18 protein-coding genes are annotated in these 18530 nt (G+C 40.9%); 17 read left to right on the top strand and 1 reads right to left on the bottom strand.

All coding sequences use genetic code 11. The annotated features are described in order from the left end of the window. Nucleotides 1-6: 6 nt before the first annotated feature. A complete protein-coding gene (locus CPS94_RS04905) occupies nt 7-936 on the top strand; it encodes an alpha/beta hydrolase (protein WP_112286387.1) in 930 nt (309 codons plus the stop codon). 51 nt (nt 937-987) lie between these two features. Here the strand turns inward: CPS94_RS04905 and CPS94_RS04900 are convergent, their stop codons facing one another. Next, the gene (locus tag CPS94_RS04900) at nt 988-1104 is read right to left on the bottom strand and encodes a DUF4044 domain-containing protein (RefSeq protein WP_039936114.1); all 117 of its coding nucleotides are present in this window, start codon (nt 1102-1104) and stop codon (nt 988-990) included. 197 nt (nt 1105-1301) lie between these two features. Here CPS94_RS04900 and CPS94_RS04895 point away from each other — a divergent pair, with 197 nt between their 5' ends. From CPS94_RS04895 to CPS94_RS04820, 16 genes are all read left to right on the top strand, one after another. Further along, a complete protein-coding gene (locus CPS94_RS04895) occupies nt 1302-1679 on the top strand; it encodes a DUF3397 family protein (RefSeq protein ID WP_004048992.1) in 378 nt (125 codons plus the stop codon). A gap of 206 nt (nt 1680-1885) precedes the next feature. Continuing rightward, nucleotides 1886-2833: a 16S rRNA (cytosine(1402)-N(4))-methyltransferase RsmH gene (gene rsmH / locus CPS94_RS04890; RefSeq protein ID WP_089135100.1), complete on the top strand. Its 948-nt coding sequence runs from the start codon at nt 1886-1888 to the stop codon at nt 2831-2833. 13 nt (nt 2834-2846) lie between these two features. After that, complete coding sequence (gene ftsL, locus CPS94_RS04885; RefSeq protein WP_004048989.1) at nt 2847-3215, top strand: cell division protein FtsL; 369 nt, start codon at nt 2847-2849, stop codon at nt 3213-3215. After that, a complete protein-coding gene (locus CPS94_RS04880) occupies nt 3212-5359 on the top strand; it encodes a penicillin-binding transpeptidase domain-containing protein (protein WP_112286386.1) in 2148 nt (715 codons plus the stop codon). The genes ftsL and CPS94_RS04880 overlap by 4 nt, the downstream gene beginning before the upstream one ends. Before the next feature lie 33 nt (nt 5360-5392). Further along, nucleotides 5393-6355: a phospho-N-acetylmuramoyl-pentapeptide-transferase gene (gene mraY / locus CPS94_RS04875; RefSeq protein WP_056959361.1), complete on the top strand. Its 963-nt coding sequence runs from the start codon at nt 5393-5395 to the stop codon at nt 6353-6355. 21 nt (nt 6356-6376) lie between these two features. Then, complete coding sequence (gene murD / locus CPS94_RS04870; RefSeq protein WP_112286385.1) at nt 6377-7747, top strand: UDP-N-acetylmuramoyl-L-alanine--D-glutamate ligase; 1371 nt, start codon at nt 6377-6379, stop codon at nt 7745-7747. A gap of 1 nt (nt 7748) precedes the next feature. Then, complete coding sequence (gene murG, locus CPS94_RS04865; protein ID WP_112286384.1) at nt 7749-8843, top strand: undecaprenyldiphospho-muramoylpentapeptide beta-N-acetylglucosaminyltransferase; 1095 nt, start codon at nt 7749-7751, stop codon at nt 8841-8843. A 160-nt stretch (nt 8844-9003) separates the two neighbouring features. Then, a complete protein-coding gene (locus CPS94_RS04860; protein WP_225418307.1) occupies nt 9004-9705 on the top strand; it encodes a cell division protein FtsQ/DivIB in 702 nt (233 codons plus the stop codon). Between the two features lie 152 nt (nt 9706-9857). Then, nucleotides 9858-11204, top strand: coding sequence for a cell division protein FtsA (ftsA, locus tag CPS94_RS04855; protein WP_004048973.1), 1347 nt, complete (start codon nt 9858-9860; stop codon nt 11202-11204). Between the two features lie 26 nt (nt 11205-11230). Then, nucleotides 11231-12487 (top strand): cell division protein FtsZ, encoded by a 1257-nt coding sequence (ftsZ, locus tag CPS94_RS04850; protein ID WP_004048971.1) that lies wholly within the window; start codon nt 11231-11233, stop codon nt 12485-12487. 17 nt (nt 12488-12504) lie between these two features. Next, complete coding sequence (locus tag CPS94_RS04845; RefSeq protein WP_004048969.1) at nt 12505-12942, top strand: cell division protein SepF; 438 nt, start codon at nt 12505-12507, stop codon at nt 12940-12942. 10 nt (nt 12943-12952) lie between these two features. Beyond that, nucleotides 12953-13207 (top strand): YggT family protein, encoded by a 255-nt coding sequence (locus CPS94_RS04840; RefSeq protein WP_004048968.1) that lies wholly within the window; start codon nt 12953-12955, stop codon nt 13205-13207. Between the two features lie 17 nt (nt 13208-13224). Beyond that, nucleotides 13225-14007: a YlmH family RNA-binding protein gene (locus CPS94_RS04835; RefSeq protein ID WP_004048966.1), complete on the top strand. Its 783-nt coding sequence runs from the start codon at nt 13225-13227 to the stop codon at nt 14005-14007. Between the two features lie 24 nt (nt 14008-14031). After that, a complete protein-coding gene (locus tag CPS94_RS04830; protein WP_004048964.1) occupies nt 14032-14778 on the top strand; it encodes a DivIVA domain-containing protein in 747 nt (248 codons plus the stop codon). A gap of 313 nt (nt 14779-15091) precedes the next feature. Further along, entirely contained in the window at nt 15092-17887 is a 2796-nt protein-coding gene (gene ileS / locus CPS94_RS04825; protein ID WP_039936113.1) for an isoleucine--tRNA ligase, read from the top strand. A 100-nt stretch (nt 17888-17987) separates the two neighbouring features. Next, nucleotides 17988-18530: an NUDIX hydrolase gene (locus CPS94_RS04820; protein ID WP_004048961.1), complete on the top strand. Its 543-nt coding sequence runs from the start codon at nt 17988-17990 to the stop codon at nt 18528-18530.

The following is an 18530-nucleotide window of genomic DNA, read 5'->3' as shown; positions in this document are numbered from 1 at the left end:
AGAAAGATGAAAAAACACAGAAAAAAGATCATTATTGGGATAATTGGACTATTATTGTTGATCTATGTAGGAGTAAATGGTTATCTTGTTAATTATGCTTTTGTGCGTGATTCAGTCAGGCTGGGGGCACCAGCACCTAAAAAGGCTGAACTTTTGAAGAAAGATCAAGCCTGGTTGGCCCAGACTAAGCAACAAACTTGGACAGAAAAGTCAGCTGATGGTAAGTTGATGTTAAAGGCGCGCTATGTACCTGCTAAAAAAGTGACAAATGAGACGATCGTGATCGCTCATGGTTATCGTGAAAATAGCTTGCTGATGGCAAGTTACATTCGGATGTTTCATGATCTAGGCTACAATGTCTTAGCGCCTGATGATCGCGGAGCAGGTAGAAGTGAAGGCCGCTATATCACTTTTGGTTGGCAAGATCGGCTAGATTATCAAAATTGGCTCAAGCAGCTTATTGCTAAAAAGGGACAAGATTCTAAGATCGGTCTGTTTGGAGTGAGCATGGGTGGTGCCACTGTTATGATGATGAGTGGTGAAAAACTACCTAAACAAGTCAAAGTCATCGTTGAAGATTGTGGTTATTCATCGATCAACGAAGAATTAGGGACTCAATTGAGTGCGCAATTTGGTCTACCTAAAGAACCGATCTTGACGACAGCTAGTTGGATGGCCCAGCCATTTATCGGATTTAATTTCAAAAATGGAAGTGCAACTGAGCAACTAAAACAAAATAAATTGCCGACCTTATTTATTCACGGAAGTAAAGATCGTTTTGTTCCAACGGAAATGGTGTATGAGAATTATCAAGCTAGTGCTGGTAAAAAGAAATTATGGGTCGTAAAAGGTGCAGCCCATGGAATGTCTTATTATCAAGATCCAACGGTATATACTGATAAGGTTGGAGCTTTTGTCGCCAAATATATGAACTAAAAAAGAACAGCCCGATTTTTGGGGCTGTTCTTTTTTAGTTCATCATTACTTTTAGAAGAAAGCACTAAGTGAGCCGAGGATCACACTACCCAGTGTGAAGATCAACATGAGCCAAACGACGACCATGGTGATCTTTTGAAATGTTGTGCGCTTCTTTTTTTCTTTCACGGTACTCGACACCTTTCCGATTTTTACTATACTATACCTTTAAAGGTCAGTTGCTGTCAAATTTCACAGTACAAGTGAGCTATCATTTTCTTTTGCCGAAGCGTTAAGATTTCTTTGTTTTTGATGGGTCTATAATTGATTTGTAGCAAAAATGCTTGGTATAATGGGGGTAATATTTTTAATTGAGGATGGTAGTGATGTTTACAGCGATCGCAACATGGTATATCATGCCAATTGTCATTTTGATCATTTGGATGGCATTGACATTTTTAAAGAAGAATTTCGCTAAATATTGGCCTAAACGCCTAAGGATCATTGATATCATGATGCTTGTATTATTACTAGGGATCCACGGGCTTTCGGTCACTTTAACGGGGCTTTCGTTATTACCGTTTTTAGCATTTGCGGCTAGTGCTTTTGGACTAGTTTTGACAGTGTATTTAGTGTATACCGAAGATGATTTTCGGGTCCGCCGTTTTTTTGTGATCTACTGGCGGACTTTAGATATTTTTATCGTGGGGATGTACATTATTTTATTGTTGATCGAGATCGCAAGCTTTTTAGGTATTATGTGAGTTTAAATGCAAACAAGCTAATATTTAGTAAATATCTAAAACGTTTTATAAAAATCGCGAATTTGTTAGCTATTATTGTGGTTCAAAGTGTGGAACTATGGTAATATCTAATTGTATAACATATTTTAGTACATATTTTGGTGATCGTTTTTAGATCACAGTTATACATTGGGATCAAGAAAGATGAAAGCTGTAGGAATTAGAAAATGACGGAATTTAATCATGTGACTGTGTTATTAGAGGAAGCAGTTGAACAACTCAATATCAAACCAGACGGCGTATACGTCGATTGTACTTTAGGTGGTGGAGGTCACACTAGTTTAATTTTGTCAAAGCTTTCAGATAAGGGCAAATTGTTCTCGTTTGACCAAGATCAAACCGCGATCGATTATAATACCAAACGTTTACAAAATGAGTTAGCTAGCAAAAAGTTGACCTTTATCAAAAGTAACTTTCGTGATCTAAAGGAACGTTTAGCAGAGCAACAGATCGCTAAAGTTGACGGGATCTTATATGACCTAGGTGTTTCTTCTCCCCAATTTGATGTAGGTGAACGTGGCTTTAGTTACCAACACGATGCAACTCTAGATATGCGGATGGATCAAAGTCAAGCTTTGACTGCTAAAACGGTGATCAATGATTGGTCTTACCAAGAACTAGTTCGGATCTTCATGCGCTATGGGGAAGAAAAATTTGCTAAATCGATCGCTCGGCGGATCGAATCCGCTAGACAACAAGCACCGATCGAAACCACCGGTCAATTAGTTGAACTGATCAAAGCTGGGATCCCGGCTAAAGCCCGACGCAAGGGGGGACATCCAGCTAAGAAAGTTTTCCAAGCGGTCCGTATAGCTGTCAATGATGAGCTAGGTGCCTTGGAAGAATCTTTAGATCAAGCTTTTGAAGTGCTTGATGTTGGTGGGCGGATCAGTGTGATCACGTTTCAGTCGTTAGAAGATCGTTTAGTTAAAACGATGTTCAAAGAAAAAGCGAGTTTACCTGAACTTCCCGCTGGATTACCCGTTATTCCGGCTGAACTTGAACCAGAATTTAAATTGATAACACGCAAGCCGATCTTACCGTCAGCAGCGGAACTTGAAGCTAATCATCGGGCGCACTCGGCTAAATTAAGAGCAATTGAAAAATTAAAGTAAAGGATGTGAGACTTTGGCACAAGCAGCAAGAAAACTTGAAACACCTCAAGTAACACAGACAAAAACTAAGCTAGATCAGCAACCACAAAATACAACTGGGCAATTGCGAAAAATGTATTTTAAGCAAGAACGCAATGCAGCGATCGCTTTAGGTGTGTTGTTAGTGGTCATGTCATGTTTGGTGATCTGGTCGAATACAGCTGTGACCAAGACCCAAGCAACGATCCAAGATATCAATCAAAAAGTCTCAACTTTGCAGACTTCAAATGCTAACATGAAAGAGGAGATCAGTGAACTGTCTAGCCGGACACGTTTGATGGGGATCGCCAAGGATGTTGGTTTACAAATGAATGATAAAAACATAAGGAATGTTACCAAATGAGTACTAAAAAACGGCAGATAAATGTAAAACAAGACCCGCGAAATCGCAGTTATTTTGGAAGAGCGTTATTTTTCATCGTCATCATCGTCTTTCTTACATTTATTGGTCGTTTTTTTTATGTGGGTTTGACACACACGGCTCACGGAAAAAATCTGACCAAATTAGCACTGGCGATGTATGCCGAACAAACTGAGATCAAAGCAAAACGTGGGACGATCTATGATGCACAAAATCAACCGATAGCAGAAGATACGACGACTTATTCGATCTATATCGTCTTGTCTAAATCGGCGAAGACGCTTGAAGGTAAACCAGATTATTTGCAAGATTCACAAAAGGCTAAAGCTGCTAAGGTCTTGAGTCAAAATCTAGGGATGAATTACGATGATCTACTCAAGCTCTTTGATGCTGACGATGGTCTCTATCAAGTTGAGCTTGGGAGTAAAGGTAAGCATATTTCAATGGAGACTAAAAAGAAGATCGAGGCCGCTAAGATCAGTGGGATCAAATTTACACCTGCTCAAGCCCGGTTATATCCTAATGGAGTTTTTGCGTCCCACTTAGTTGGGTTAGCGGAAAATGAACAGTCTCACTTAGTTGGGGTCATGGGCTTAGAAAAAGTTTTTGAAAAGCAATTAAAAGGTGTCAACGGAGTCAATAAGCTCGCCATTGATTCACGCGGGACGACTTTACCTAATTCTAAATCGCAAAGTAAGCCCGCTAAAGATGGTGACAATGTTTATACCACTTTAGATACCCGGATCCAGACTTATTTAGAGACTTTGATGAATAAAGCTCAAGAAACTTATAAGCCCAAATCGATGACAGCCGTTTTGATGAATGCCAAGACTGGCGAGATCATTGCGGCGAGTCAACGTCCGACATTTAACCCTCAGACAGGAGAAGGGCTAAATGATATGTGGCGCAATATCTTGTTAGAAGACACCTATGAACCTGGTTCGATCATGAAGATCTTGACGATGGCAGCAGCGATCAATAGTGGAAATTATAATGCCAACGCCACTTTTAAGTCAGGGTCTTATCAGATCGACAATCAACGGATCAATGATTGGAATACGACTGGTTGGGGGGAGATTACCTATCGTGAAGGTTTCATTCGTTCCTCAAACGTTGGGATGGCTAAGCTAGAACAAGCAATGGGAGAAAAGACTTGGCTAAATTACATCAAAAAATTTGGTCTTTTGAAGTCAACAAATGCTGGCTTAGGTAATGAAGCAGCAGGTAGTATCGAATATAAATATCCGATCGAACAAGCTAACACTGCTTTTGGTCAAGGGATAAATGTGACTGTCTTCCAAATGCTACAAGCAATGTCGGCTGTGGCTAATAATGGTAAGATGGTCAAACCTTATCTAGTAAGTAAAGTTGTTGACCCAAATAATGGCAAGACAGTCTTTTCGCAATCACCAACTGTGACCGGAAAACCGATCAGAAGCTCAACTGCTAAAGAAGTCCGTGAAATGATGCAAGATGTTGTAACTGACAAAGACGGGACTGGGACGGCTTACAAGATCGATGGCTATGATGTTGGGGTCAAGACTGGGACGGCTCAGATCGCTAACGAAAATGGAACGGGTTATTTAAGTGGTGAGACTAATTATCTTTTCTCTGTTGCTGGGATGGCACCGATAAATGATCCTAAGTACATTTTATACATCACGATGAAACAACCTAAGACCTTTGCTGATCAGGGGGAAACAGGAATGTTAGCTTCTATTTTTGATCCTTTGATGAAACGAGTCTTGGATGAGGCAAACGACTCAAATGATGAAAAGGTACAGACTAGTGTCCCAGATGTGAAGGAGATGTCACCTAAAGAAGCTAGTGAAGAAGTGACTCAAAGCGATTTAGTACCAGCAGTGGTCGGCGAAGGTAAAAAGGTCATTGAGCAATCACAGACTGCGGGCACGAGCATGTTGACCGGAGAGCGTGTGATCTTAGTTACAAATGGAACACTAACGATGCCAGATATCACTGGATGGTCGCGACTTGATGTGATGAAATTATCCGAGCTGACAGGCATTGACTTAGACGTCCAGGGGAATGGTTACGTTACTAAGCAAAGCGTTGCACCTGGTGAGAAGCTAAGTAAGCAAACAAAATTGACAGTTGAGTTAAAATAAAATAGATAGAAAAAAAGAGGAAGGAAAAATAACATGACTATTTTTCAAATGTTGATCCCGGTGATCAGCAGTTTAGTATTGACTGCTTTATTTACACCGATGTTTATCAACTATGCACACAAAAAAAAGCAAGGACAAATGATCCGCGAAGAAGGTCCAAGTTGGCACCAAGTAAAAGCGGGTACACCAACGATGGGGGGCTTTGTCTTTAATTTAGCGATCATCGTTACGGGGCTTTGGGTCCCCTTAGGTTTGCACATGCTAAGTCCTAAGATCTTGGTCTTAGACTTTATTTTATTGTTATATGGCTTTTTGGGGTTTTTTGACGATTCTGTTAAGCTATGGAAAAAACAAAATGAGGGCTTGAAGCCTTGGCAAAAATTATTGGGGCAAATAATCGGGGGCTTGATCTTTTTAGCCGTCTATCACCATGAAAAGTTGCCTTTTGCGCTTTCATTTTTTGGACACGAGATCACTTTAGGCTTCATCTATGTATTATTTGTGCTCTTTTGGTTGGTCGGCTTTTCAAATGCGGTCAATTTGACCGATGGGATCGATGGCTTAGTATCAGGTCAAGCGATCATTGCCTTTGGTGCTTATGCGATCATCGCTTATCACCAAGCACAATACGATGTTTTGATCTTCTGTTTATCCGTGATCGGAGCTTTGATCGCCTTTTTAGGGTTTAATCATAAACCGGCTAAGATCTTCATGGGTGATACTGGTTCATTAGCTCTAGGGGGAGCTTTAGCAGCCGTTTCGATCATCTTGCATCAAGAGTTGTCATTGCTGGTGATCGGGATCATCTTTGTATTAGAGACGCTTAGTGTGATCTTACAAGTTGCAAGCTTTAAGTTGACCGGCAAACGGATCTTCAAGATGAGTCCGATCCACCATCATTTTGAAGAATGTGGCTGGAGTGAATGGCGTATCGATCTAACTTTTTGGGCAATTGGCCTAGTAGCTGCGATCATTGCAGTTATGACGATAATTTAATATCAAAGGAAGTCATTAGACATGAAAAATGTGACAGATTATAAGGATAAAAACGTATTAGTCGTTGGTTTAGGGAAAAGTGGGCTCAATAGTGCCTACCTGTTAAAAGAACTCGGAGCCAATGTGACGGTAAATGATAAGAATATTCCAACCGATAAGCAAGTCTTATCTGAGCTGGAAAATGCTGGTATCAAAGTAATTGTTGGCTCACATCCGCTTGCTTTGTTGGATGAAGCGGAATTGATCGTGAAAAATCCTGGGATCCCCTACACGAATCCTTTGATCGCTGAAGCCCAAAACAGAGGCTTTTTGATCATCACCGAACCTGAATTAGCGTATGAGATCGCTGATGCTGATCTAGTAGGCGTTACTGGGACAAATGGTAAGACGACAACGACGACTTTGATCTCCTTGATGTTAAATCATCTAAAGAATAAAAATAAGGCCTATGCTTGTGGTAATATCGGGATCTCAGCCGTTGAAACAGCCAAAAAAGCAACCGTTGACGATATCTTAGTCATGGAACTCTCCAGTTTCCAACTACTAGGGATCACTAAACTCCATCCTAAGATCGCAGTCTTGACTAATATTTACGAAGCACATACTGATTATCACGGTTCACGTGAAAATTATGTCAAAGCTAAGATGCGCTTATTGAAAAATCAAACAAAAACTGATCACTTTGTAGTCAATTTTGACCAAGCTGAATGGCGTGAGCTTAGCCAACAAGCTAAAGCTAAGGTCGTACCATTTTCACGGACAGCTTTTACTAAAGAAGGCGCCTACGAAGAAAATGGGATCTTATATTTCAAAGATGAAGCGATCATGCCTGCTGATGAGATCAAAGTTCCCGGAACACACAACATTGAGAATGCTTTAGCGGCGATCGCAGTTGCCAAACTCATGGGAGTAGCAACAGCTGATATCGTTGAAGTATTGCAGACTTTTTCGGGAGTCAAACATCGAACGCAATATGTGACAACGTTTAATGAGCGCAAGTTTTATAATGACTCTAAGGCAACCAATATCGAAGCAACTGAAAAAGCACTTGCTGGTTTCAAAACACCAGTTGTCTTGTTAGCTGGTGGGCTAGACCGTGGTTTTACTTTTGAGCGTTTAGTACCATATCTAAAAGAACATGTCAGTGCTTTGGTCGTTTTTGGTGAGACCAAAGAATTATTGAAAGAAGCTGGAAAACAGGCTGGCTTAGACCAGATCGTCGAGGCCAAAGATGCAATCGACGCTGTGCCTAAAGCTTATGCTCTTAGTCGACCAGGTGATACGATCTTATTGTCACCAGCATGTGCAAGTTGGGATCAATGGAAGACATTTGAAGAACGTGGCGATAAATTTATCGAAGCAGTAGAAAATTTAGAAAAAAAGGATGAATAGTATGCGACTATTAGTATCTGGTGGCGGAACGGGTGGCCATATCTACCCAGCGCTAGCACTGATCGAAGCTATCAAACAACAACGACCTGACACAGAGGTTTTATATGTTGGGACAACTAAAGGATTAGAGAGTAAGATCGTTCCAAATGCCGGGATCCCTTTTAAAACGATCGAGATCCAAGGCTTTAAACGTTCACTTTCTCCTGAAAATTTTAAGACAGTATATCTCTTTTTAAAGAGTGCGCATGACTCTAAAAAGATCATCAAGGAATTCAAACCAGATGTTGTGATCGGAACTGGTGGCTATGTTTGTGGAGCAGTGGTGTATGCGGCTGCCAAAATGAAGGTCAAAACGATCATTCACGAGCAAAATAGTGTTGCTGGTGTAACGAATAAGTTTTTGAGTCACTATGTTGATAAGGTTGGGATCTGTTTTGATGATGTGAGAGCTGATTTTCCCGCTAAAAAAGTTGTCTTTACCGGTAATCCGCGGGCACAACAAGTAGCAACGATGAAGCCAACAGGGCGCTTAGCTACAGAATACCAGCTTGATCCAAATAAAAAGACGATCTTGATCTTTGGTGGTTCACGTGGGGCCTTAGGAATCAATAATGCTAGCCTAGAAGCAATAGAATATTTCAAAGATCAGCCATATCAAGTATTATTTGTGACGGGACGTGTTCACTATGATAAGATCATGGAAGATAGCCGTGTTAAGGACTTGCCAAAAAATGTAGTGATCAAGCCTTATATTGCGGATATGCCATCGATCTTACCCGAGATCGCTGCGATCGTGGGTCGTGCTGGGGCAACTAGTTTGGCTGAGATCACTGCGCTAGGGATCCCAACGATCTTGATCCCTAGTCCATATGTCACACATGATCATCAAACTAAAAATGCCCAAAGTTTAGTAAATAAAGGGGCAGCTCTAATGATCAAGGAAAGTGAACTTAACGGTAAGGTCTTATTTGAAAATATCCAAGCGATGATGGCTGATCCTAAAAAACAAGCACAAATGGCAGCTAATGCTAAAAAAGCAGGTGTACCGGATGCAGCTGATCGTTTGATCAAGGTGATGAAAGATTTACTAGATTAGTAGTTAGTGAGAGGGGCTGAAGAGGATCAGATTTTGGAAGAAAAAGAAGCCAGTTGTCCCTAACCAGAAACTTCAACCATGGCTCGAAAAACAAGCAAAACGCGGTCAGGATAAGCCAAAACCACCAGCTAAAGATCTGTTCAATGGCAAATTGATCCGATTGACTGAACAGCGCAAAAAAGCATTGCGTCAACAAGCGTTATTTCCGCTAGTCTTTTTTTCGATAATGACATTATTGACGCTTTGTTTGATCTTACCGATCAGTCGCGTTAGATCAGTGACAGTCGATTCAAATGATAAGCAGTTACGCGTGGCAGTCATCAAAGCCAGTGGACTTCATTATTATGAATCTTTGTTCAATGTGTGGTTCAATGCTAGCAAGATCGAAAATAAGATCCAGAGCAAAGTAGGCTTAGTTGAGCAAGCGACATTACGCTATGTAGATGTTAATAATATAGTGATCGACGTAAAAGAAGATCCCCAAGTAGGCTATATTTATCGGAATAATAAGTATTATAAGATCGGAACGACTGGACGACCTTTGAGTGAAGGAACTCCTATAGTAAAGGGCAGTTATCCCGTGTTTTATAATTTTAAAGATAAAGCCAAGTTGAAATTAGCAGTCACAAAAATGCAAGAATTGCCTACCGAATTGAAAAAGTCCGTTTCAGAGATCCACTATGATCCATCTAAAGTAAATCCAAATCGGATCAAGCTTTACATGAATGATGGCAATGAGGTCATTGCTGATCTTTCAACGCTGACAAAGAAGATGAAATATTACCCTCAGATCGCGACAAAAATGGAGCAAAAAGGCATCGTTGACCTTGAAGTTGGGGCATTTTCATACCCAAAAAATTAAGAATTAGAAATAACTAAAATGTTGTGAACTAAATTTTTTATTTTGGGGGGTTGACAAGTAGCCAATTACTATATTTTTGTGTTAAAATTAACCTATTGAATTTAAATAATAAACAATGAGAACATTATTAAAATCATAAGGGAGGCAAATTGATGGGAAACTCTAGTATCTATGTTGGCATAGACATCGGTACGACTTCGATTAAAGTCATAATAGCTGAGTATCTCAAAGACCAGATCAACATAATCGGTTACGGTAATACACGTTCTGCCGGTCTCAATCGTGGAGTGATCGTTGATATTGACCAAGTTGTTAAGGCGATAAAAGAAGCTGTGAAGCAAGCCGAAGAAAAGGCAAATATTCAAATTTCTGAGGTGAGTGTTGGTGTTCCAGCTAATATGCTCCAAATAGAGCGTTGTAAAGGGATGATCGCCATCGGTAACGAAGACGGTAACTCTAAAGAGATCAGTGATATTGATGTTCGGCGTGTGACCGAAGCTGCTTTGGTCCAAAATTTACCACCTGAACGCGATGTGATCGATATTGTTACAGATGAGTTTATCGTTGATGGCTTTGATGGGATCAAAGACCCACGAGGAATGGTCGGCGTCAGATTAGAGATGCAAGGAGTAATGTACACAGGTCCTAAGACGATCTTACATAATACTCGTAAATGTATCGAACGGGCAGGGTTAAAGGTCAAAGATATGATCGTAGCCCCACTTGCATTATCTCAAGTTGCATTGACTGATGGCGAAAAGGACTTTGGAGCGATCTTGATCGATCTTGGTGGTGGGCAAACAACGGCTGCTGTGATCCACGATCATCAATTGAAGTATACTTATGTTGATCAAGAGGGTGGCGATTATGTGACCCGTGATATTTCGATCGTCTTGAATACTTCGATCGAGAATGCTGAGATCTTAAAACGAAATTATGGCTATGCCGATGAAACATTAGCTTCAAGTGAAGATACTTTCCCAGTAACTGTTGTGGGACAACAAGAGCCAGAGATGATCACTGAAGAATATTTAGCTCAGATCATTGAAGCTCGTTTACAGCAGATCTTTGGTAAACTGAAAGCTGATCTAGATCGGATCAATGCTTTACAGTTACCGGGAGGGATCGTCTTGACTGGTGGCTTAGCTGCCTTGCCAGGTGTCAAAGAATTGGCCCAAAAAGTCTTTGGGGTCAATGTTAAAGTTTTTATTCCTCAAGAGATGAATTTACGATTTCCATCTTTTGCACAGGTCATTGGGATCGTAGAATACGTCACGCAAGAAAATGAGATCGATCAGATCATCAGACGAACGCTCGACGGTCAAGAATTCATCAGTAAACCAAAAGTAAACCAGATCGATGAAGATGAACAACAAGATGTCGAGACTGATTTTGATCCAGTAGCTGATGGGTATGATACACCTAGGGATAAAAAGAAAGAAGATAAACCTAAGAGAATGGATCGATTCAAGGCGATATTTGATAAATTCTTTGACTAAAAGATTAGGAGATGGAGGAATACAGAATGGAATTTGCATTAGACGCAGATCAAATGGAACATGGTGCCACAATTAAAGTTATTGGTGTTGGTGGCGCTGGTGGTAATGCGGTCAACCGTATGATCGCCGATGATGTTAAAGGGGTAGAATTTATCGTTGCGAACACAGATGTGCAGGCATTGAAAAATTCTAACGCAGAAACAAAGATCCAATTAGGACCTAAATTGACTCGGGGATTGGGGGCAGGTGCTAACCCTGAGATCGGAAGTAAGGCTGCTCAAGAAAGTGAAGAAGCCTTAGCGGAAGCCTTGAGCGGGGCCGATATGATCTTTGTCACGGCTGGTATGGGCGGTGGCACTGGTACTGGTGCTGCCCCTATCATTGCTAAGATTGCTAAAGAGCAAGGTGCTTTGACGGTCGGGGTCGTGACGCGTCCATTTAGTTTTGAAGGTCCAAAGCGTGCTCGTTTTGCTGCTGAAGGTGTGGCAAAGATGAAAGAGCATGTTGATACTTTAGTTATCATTGCTAACAACCGCTTGCTTGAGATCGTTGATAAGAAAACCCCGATGTTGCAAGCTTTCCAAGAAGCTGATAACGTGCTACGTCAAGGTGTGCAAGGGATCTCTGATCTGATCACTTCACCAGGGTACGTGAACTTGGACTTTGCTGACGTTAAGACAGTGATGCAAAATCAAGGGTCTGCTTTGATGGGGATCGGTTCTGCTAACGGCGAAACCCGGACCGAAGAAGCAACTAAGAAAGCTATCTCTTCACCATTGCTCGAAGTTTCGATCGACGGTGCAGAACAAGTCTTGTTAAACATTACTGGTGGCCCAGATCTAAGCTTATTTGAAGCTCAAGCTGCTTCAGATATTGTTTCCCAAGCAGCTACAAGTGATGTCAATATCATCTTTGGGACTTCGATCAACGAATCTTTGGAAGATAACGTAGTCGTGACTGTGATCGCAACTGGGATCGATAAAAAGAAAAAAGAAAATAGCGCATCTAAAGTTGTACCACCACGAACGTTCAATACACCAACGCCAAGTGCACCAGAAAACAACGCGGCCACACGATCAGCACAAAATAATGATCCATTAGGTGATTGGGATCTTTCCCGTGAGATCAACGGTACAAGAAAAGCAGCGCAACAACGTGAGACTGAATTTCAAAATGTTGAGAAGAAGGATTTTAACGTCTTTGGTTCCAATTCTTCAGCTGAACAAAGTAGTGACGAAGACGATTTAAATAATCCACCATTCTTTACTCGGCGCCGTCATTAAGACAAGGAGGCTGAAAAATGTCATTTTCAAGCAAACTCAGTAGTTTCTTCAGCGTAGATGATGATTTTGAAAATTACGAAGAAGAGCCACGTGAGGAAAGTTATCCAGGGTCTAAAGCTACCACTGAAAGTCGAGATGAGAGAAACGTAATGGCTTTGCACAATGAACGTCGGCCACTTGAAAAGAAGATCATGCTGTTTGAACCTCGGATCTTTTCTGATGTTAAAGCGATCGCTGGCAAGCTTTTGGCGGGGCAAGCAGCTGTCGTTAATTTTCAAAGGATCGATGATGAGCAAGCACATCGCGTAGTTGATTTTCTTTCAGGCGTAGTTTTTGCAGTCGATGGTGAGATCCAACGCATCGGTGAACAGATCTTTTTATGTACTCCGCATGATTTTGAAGTTGAGGGCAACTTGACTGATACGATGCGTAATGGTGATTATAAGTACAATTAAGGAGAATAATTTGGGAATATTAAGTCTTATCAGTAGTTTATTTAGTTTGTACTCTTTTTTGATCATCGCCTATTGTTTATTATCTTGGTTTCCAGGAGCTTATCAAACGCAATTAAGCCAATTATTGATCAAAGTGTGCCAACCATATTTACGGTTATTTGATTTTATTCCACCGATCGCTGGGATCAGCTTTGCTCCGGTGGTCGCATTGATCGTGTTACAGTTTGTTGAAAAAGGGGTCTTTATGTTGTTTTATCTCTTTTAGTGAAATGGGGGAGTATGGTGAATAGTGAGGTCTATCAACATTTTCGCGCAGAAGAAAAGCCACTGATCGATTCATTGAACGATTATATCAACCAAGCGCAAAATGAATATCGCCCGATCTTGACACACTTTTTAGATCCTAGACAACAGCATATTACCCAGTTCTTATTACAGGCTGATGATATGATCAAAGTCAAAGCTGATGGCGGTTTTGCTCAAGCAGAACGAAAACGACTCTTATTTTATCCTGACTATTATGAACCACAGACAAAGGATTTTGAGTTGCAACTGCTAGAGATAAATTATCCAACTAAATTTGTGTCGTTGACCCACGGACAAATTTTAGGGACTTTGGCAAATAGTGGGTTAGAGCGCGAAGTTTTAGGCGATATTATCACAGATTCACAGCGTTGGCAGATCATTGTCCAAAAAAATATCAGTGATTATCTGCTACAACAAGTCAAACGGATCGGTAAGATCAATGTCAACTTGGAAGAAAAAAACTTGGCTGAGCGCCTTGTTCCTAATAATGATTGGGAACTTGAAACTGTCTTTACCAGTTCGCTTCGGATCGATACGATGATCGCAACAGTCTATAATATATCGCGTAACCGTGTCAAGGAATTGATCAATGCCAAGAAAGTCCAGCTAAATTGGATGGTGTTGACCAAACCGGATACAGAGTTGGGCGCTTTAGATATTGTTTCGGTCCGTGGTTTTGGCCGGATCAAGTTGGGTGCTGTATTAGGTAGATCAAAGCGAGGTAAGTTGCGCTGTGAAGTTGCTGTAATTAGAAAATGATTTAAAAATTTGGAGGTGTTGGGGATGTCATTGACCCCTTTGGATATTCATAATAAAGAGTTTCATACCAAGTTACGTGGTTATGATCAAGATGAAGTCAACGATTTCTTAGATCAGATCATCAAAGACTATGAATTAGTCTTAAAAGAAAATGCACATTTAACTGAGAGCTTGAAACAAAGCCAAGAAAAATTGAAGTATTTCAATGATTTGAAAGATTCTTTGAATCAATCGATCATCGTTGCTCAAGAAGCTGCTGATAAAGTCAAAGCTAATTCGCAACGTGAAGCTGAGATCATCAATCGTGAAGCTCAAAAGCAAGGACAAGATATTATTGACCAAGCAAATGAAAAAGCACGTCATATTATCGATGAAGCTTCCAAGAAATCAAAACGTTTGGCTTTGGAGACCGACGATTTGCGCAAGCAAGCCCGTATCTTCCGCCAAAAGCTTCAAGTTATGCTGGAATCCCAGCTTGAAGTTGTTAAAGGTAGTGAATGGGACGATATTTTGCAACAAGGTGAAACAACGAGCTATGAAGCGATCCAAGAAGCAATTCGTCACGATGATACCCTTGACAAATCCCATGCAAAAGAAGTAAAATCATTCTCAAATGATACAGACGCAGAAAATGAAGTTTATGTTGCTGACAATACACCTGTGAGTGAAACAGTTGAAGAAGCAAAAGAGACTGAAACAGTAGTTATCTTCCCTGATTCTAACGATAATACTAGTTCACAACGCTTTGCTGATGACAGCAACAACGACTAGGCGTCTAGCTTAACAGATATAGTGCTAAGATTATAAGAGAACACGGACCTCTTTTTATGATGTCAGCGAGCCGGAAAAATGGTGCAAGGACCGGCCATCCTCTGAATTTAGGTTTATCACCTCTTTTTTATCGAACTGAAATCAAGTAGGTTTGGTCGGTTGATCGCGTTATATGATCAAAGAGTGGAATTTATTTAAATTCTTAAATTGGGTGGTACCGCGAGATCTCGTCCCTTTGTGGGCGAGATCTTTTTGTTTTATCAAAAAGAAAGGATAGCTGTGTCTTACCACCTGAGCACAGTGGGTAAAGAGTATGCGAATCAAAGATACTTTGAACTTAGGGAAAACCAAATTCCCAATGCGTGGCAATTTGCCTGTTCGTGAATTAGAACGTCAAAACGAATGGGAAGAAAATAAGGTTTACGAAAAGCGCCAAAAATTAAATGAAGGTAAGCCAACTTTTGTCTTACATGATGGACCTCCATATGCCAATGGTAACATCCACATGGGACATGCGATGAACAAGATCTCAAAAGATATTATTGTCCGTGCTAAGTCAATGATGGGCTTTAGAGCGCCATATGTGCCTGGTTGGGATACACACGGGTTACCGATCGAACAACAGCTCAAAAAAGCTGGGGTCGACCGTAAAGCTTTATCTGTAGCTGATTTTCGTGAAAAATGTCGTGCATATGCTTTAGAACAAGTTGATAAGCAACGGACCGACTTCAAACGTTTAGGGGTCGCAGGCGAATGGGATGACCCATATGTGACTTTAGATCCTGAATATGAAGCTCAACAAATTCGGGTCTTTGGTAAGATGGCTGAAGAAGGACTTATTTACAAAGGTAAGCGTCCAGTTTACTGGTCTTGGTCATCAGAATCTGCTTTAGCTGAAGCCGAAGTTGAATACCATGACGTGACTTCACCATCTGCTTTTTATGCAGAACGAGTTCTTGATGGTAAGGGTGTCTTAGATGAAGATACATACATGGTCGTATGGACAACGACACCATGGACGATCCCAGCTTCAGAAGGGATCACGATCGATGCTTCTTTTGATTATGCAGTGGTCCAACCAGCTGGCGAAGACCGTAAATTCGTGATGGTAGCTGATCTGATCCAAAAGAATGCTGAATTATTCGGCTGGGAAGATGTTAAGACTTTGAAGGTCGTTAAGGGTCGAGAACTTGAATACATCACAGCGCAACATCCATTCTACGAAGATCGTGAATTATTAGTCATGTTAGGTGACTTTGTAACGACTGAATCTGGTACAGGTTTAGTCCACACGGCTCCTGGCTATGGTGATGATGACTACAAGATGGGGATGAAGTATGGTTTAGAGATCTTTGCTCCTATTAATGATACTGGTCATTTAACAGCTGAATGTGGTCCTGAATTCGATGGGGTCTTCTATGAAGATGCTAATGAAGTTGCTTTGAACAAATTACGTGAAGCTAACTTGCTCTTAAAGGAAATGGATTATGCACACAGCTATCCATTTGACTGGCGGACTAAAAAGCCGATCATCTTCCGGGCGACACCACAATGGTTTGCTTCAGTCGATAAGATCAGAGATAACATTTTGAATGCGATCAATGAAGTTAAGTTCTTACCTGTATGGGGTCAAAAACGTCTCTACAATATGATCCGTGACCGTGGTGACTGGGTCATCTCACGCCAACGTGTTTGGGGCGTTCCCCTTCCGATCTTCTACGCTGAAGACGGAACAGCGATCATGGAAAAAGAAACGATCGAGCATGTGGCTAAATTAGTCGAAAAACACGGGTCAAATATCTGGTTCAAATTAGATGCTAAAGATCTATTGCCAGAAGGCTATACTAACGAACATTCACCAAATGGTAAGTTCACTAAAGAAACTGACATCATGGATGTGTGGTTTGACTCAGGCTCTTCTCACCAAGGTGTTTGTGCTCAACGTGATTACTTGACCTATCCAGCCGATCTTTACTTGGAAGGCTCTGACCAATATCGTGGCTGGTTCAACTCGAGTTTGATCACAAGTGTGGCGGTCTCAGGGCATGCTCCATACAAGCAGATCTTGTCGCAAGGTTTCACCCTTGATGCTGAAGGACGCAAGATGAGTAAGTCATTAGGCAACACGATCGTTCCTGAAGAAGTTATCAAGCAGATGGGCGCTGAGATCATCCGGCTTTGGGTCTTAAGTGTTGATACTTCAGCTGACGTTCGTGTCTCAATGGAAAGTTTTGCTCAAATTTCTGAAAGTTACCGTAAATTCAGAAATACGATGCGTTTCTTATTGGCTAACACAACAGATTTCGATCCGGCTAAAGATACTGTACCATTTGATGAACTCGAAGCGATCGATCAATACATGTTGATCTTAGCCAATAGATTTACCAAAGAGATCTTGGATGACTATGCTAACTACAACTTCATGGACATTTACAAGAAAGTCATCAATTTTGTAACGACAGAATTATCTGCTTTCTACTTGGCAGTAGCTAAAGATGTTGTTTATATCGAAGCTAAGGATGCTAAGAAGCGTCGTTCAATGCAAACTGTTTTATATGAAACGGTTGTTCGTTTGGCTAAATTGATGACACCAGTAATGCCACATACGACTGAAGAAGTTTGGAACTTTGTCAAAGAACCTGAAGAATATGTGCAATTAGCTGAAATGCCTGCAGTTGAACATTTCGATAGTGAAGCACAGATCATGGAAAACTGGACTCATTTCATGAAAGTTCGTTCCCATGTTTTGAAGAGTTTAGAAGAAGCCCGCAATCAAAAATTGATCGGTAAATCTTTTGAAGCTCATGTAACACTTTATGTTTCTGAAGGTGTAAAACAAGAATTAGATAACTTAGGTGCTGACGTTCGTGAAGCCTTGATCGTATCCCAATTAGATATTGCTGATCTAGCTGATGCTCCAGCTGATGCGGATGATTATGGTGAAGTTAAGATCAAAGTTGAACATGCTACGGGTGAAACTTGTCCACGTTGCCGTCGGATCACGCCTGATGTTGGTACTGATGAACGTTTCAAGGAATTATGTGCTAGCTGTGCTAAGATCGTAGCTGATAATTTCCCCGAAGCTGTTACTGAAGGCTTAGAAAAATAATATTTCCTAACAAGCTGTGTTTTTGCTATGGCAAGAGCATGGCTTGTTGATGTTTAGCTAGATCGTATTTTTTGCTATAATGACAAGTGAGGTGAACGAAATGGATTTTGAAGAAAAAGTTACAAATGTTGAACATTTATTTGACGGTAAAGTGATCGATCTTGATCGTGAAACAGTGACGCTTCCAAATGGAAAGAAAGCTTTGCGTGAGATCGTACGCCATCATGGGGCTGTTGGTGTGATCGCGATCACACCACAAGATAAAATGGTCTTTATCAAGCAATGGCGCTCACCTTTAGGACAAGTGACCTTAGAGATCCCCGCAGGAAAGATCGAGCCCGATGAACAAAATTCGCCTTTAGAAACTGCGACACGTGAGTTAAATGAAGAAGCACGTTACATGGCGAAAAATTTAGAATTAGTGATGCCTTTTTATACATCACCTGGTTTTGCCGATGAAAAGATCTATTTATATCATGCAAGTGGTTTAAGTCCAGTAACGACTGAATTGCCACAAGATGAAGATGAATTTTTAGAAAAGGTCGAATTGACTTTACCTGAAGCTTTAAAAGCCATGCAAGAAGGTTTGATCTGTGATAGTAAAACGATCATGGCCGTAATGTTTTGGCAATTGATGAATTAG

The organism is Ligilactobacillus murinus, assembly GCF_003288115.1.
Lineage (GTDB): Bacteria > Bacillota > Bacilli > Lactobacillales > Lactobacillaceae > Ligilactobacillus > Ligilactobacillus murinus.
Note: the sequence above shows the minus strand (reverse complement) of the source record. Positions and strands in the feature narration are given on the sequence as shown.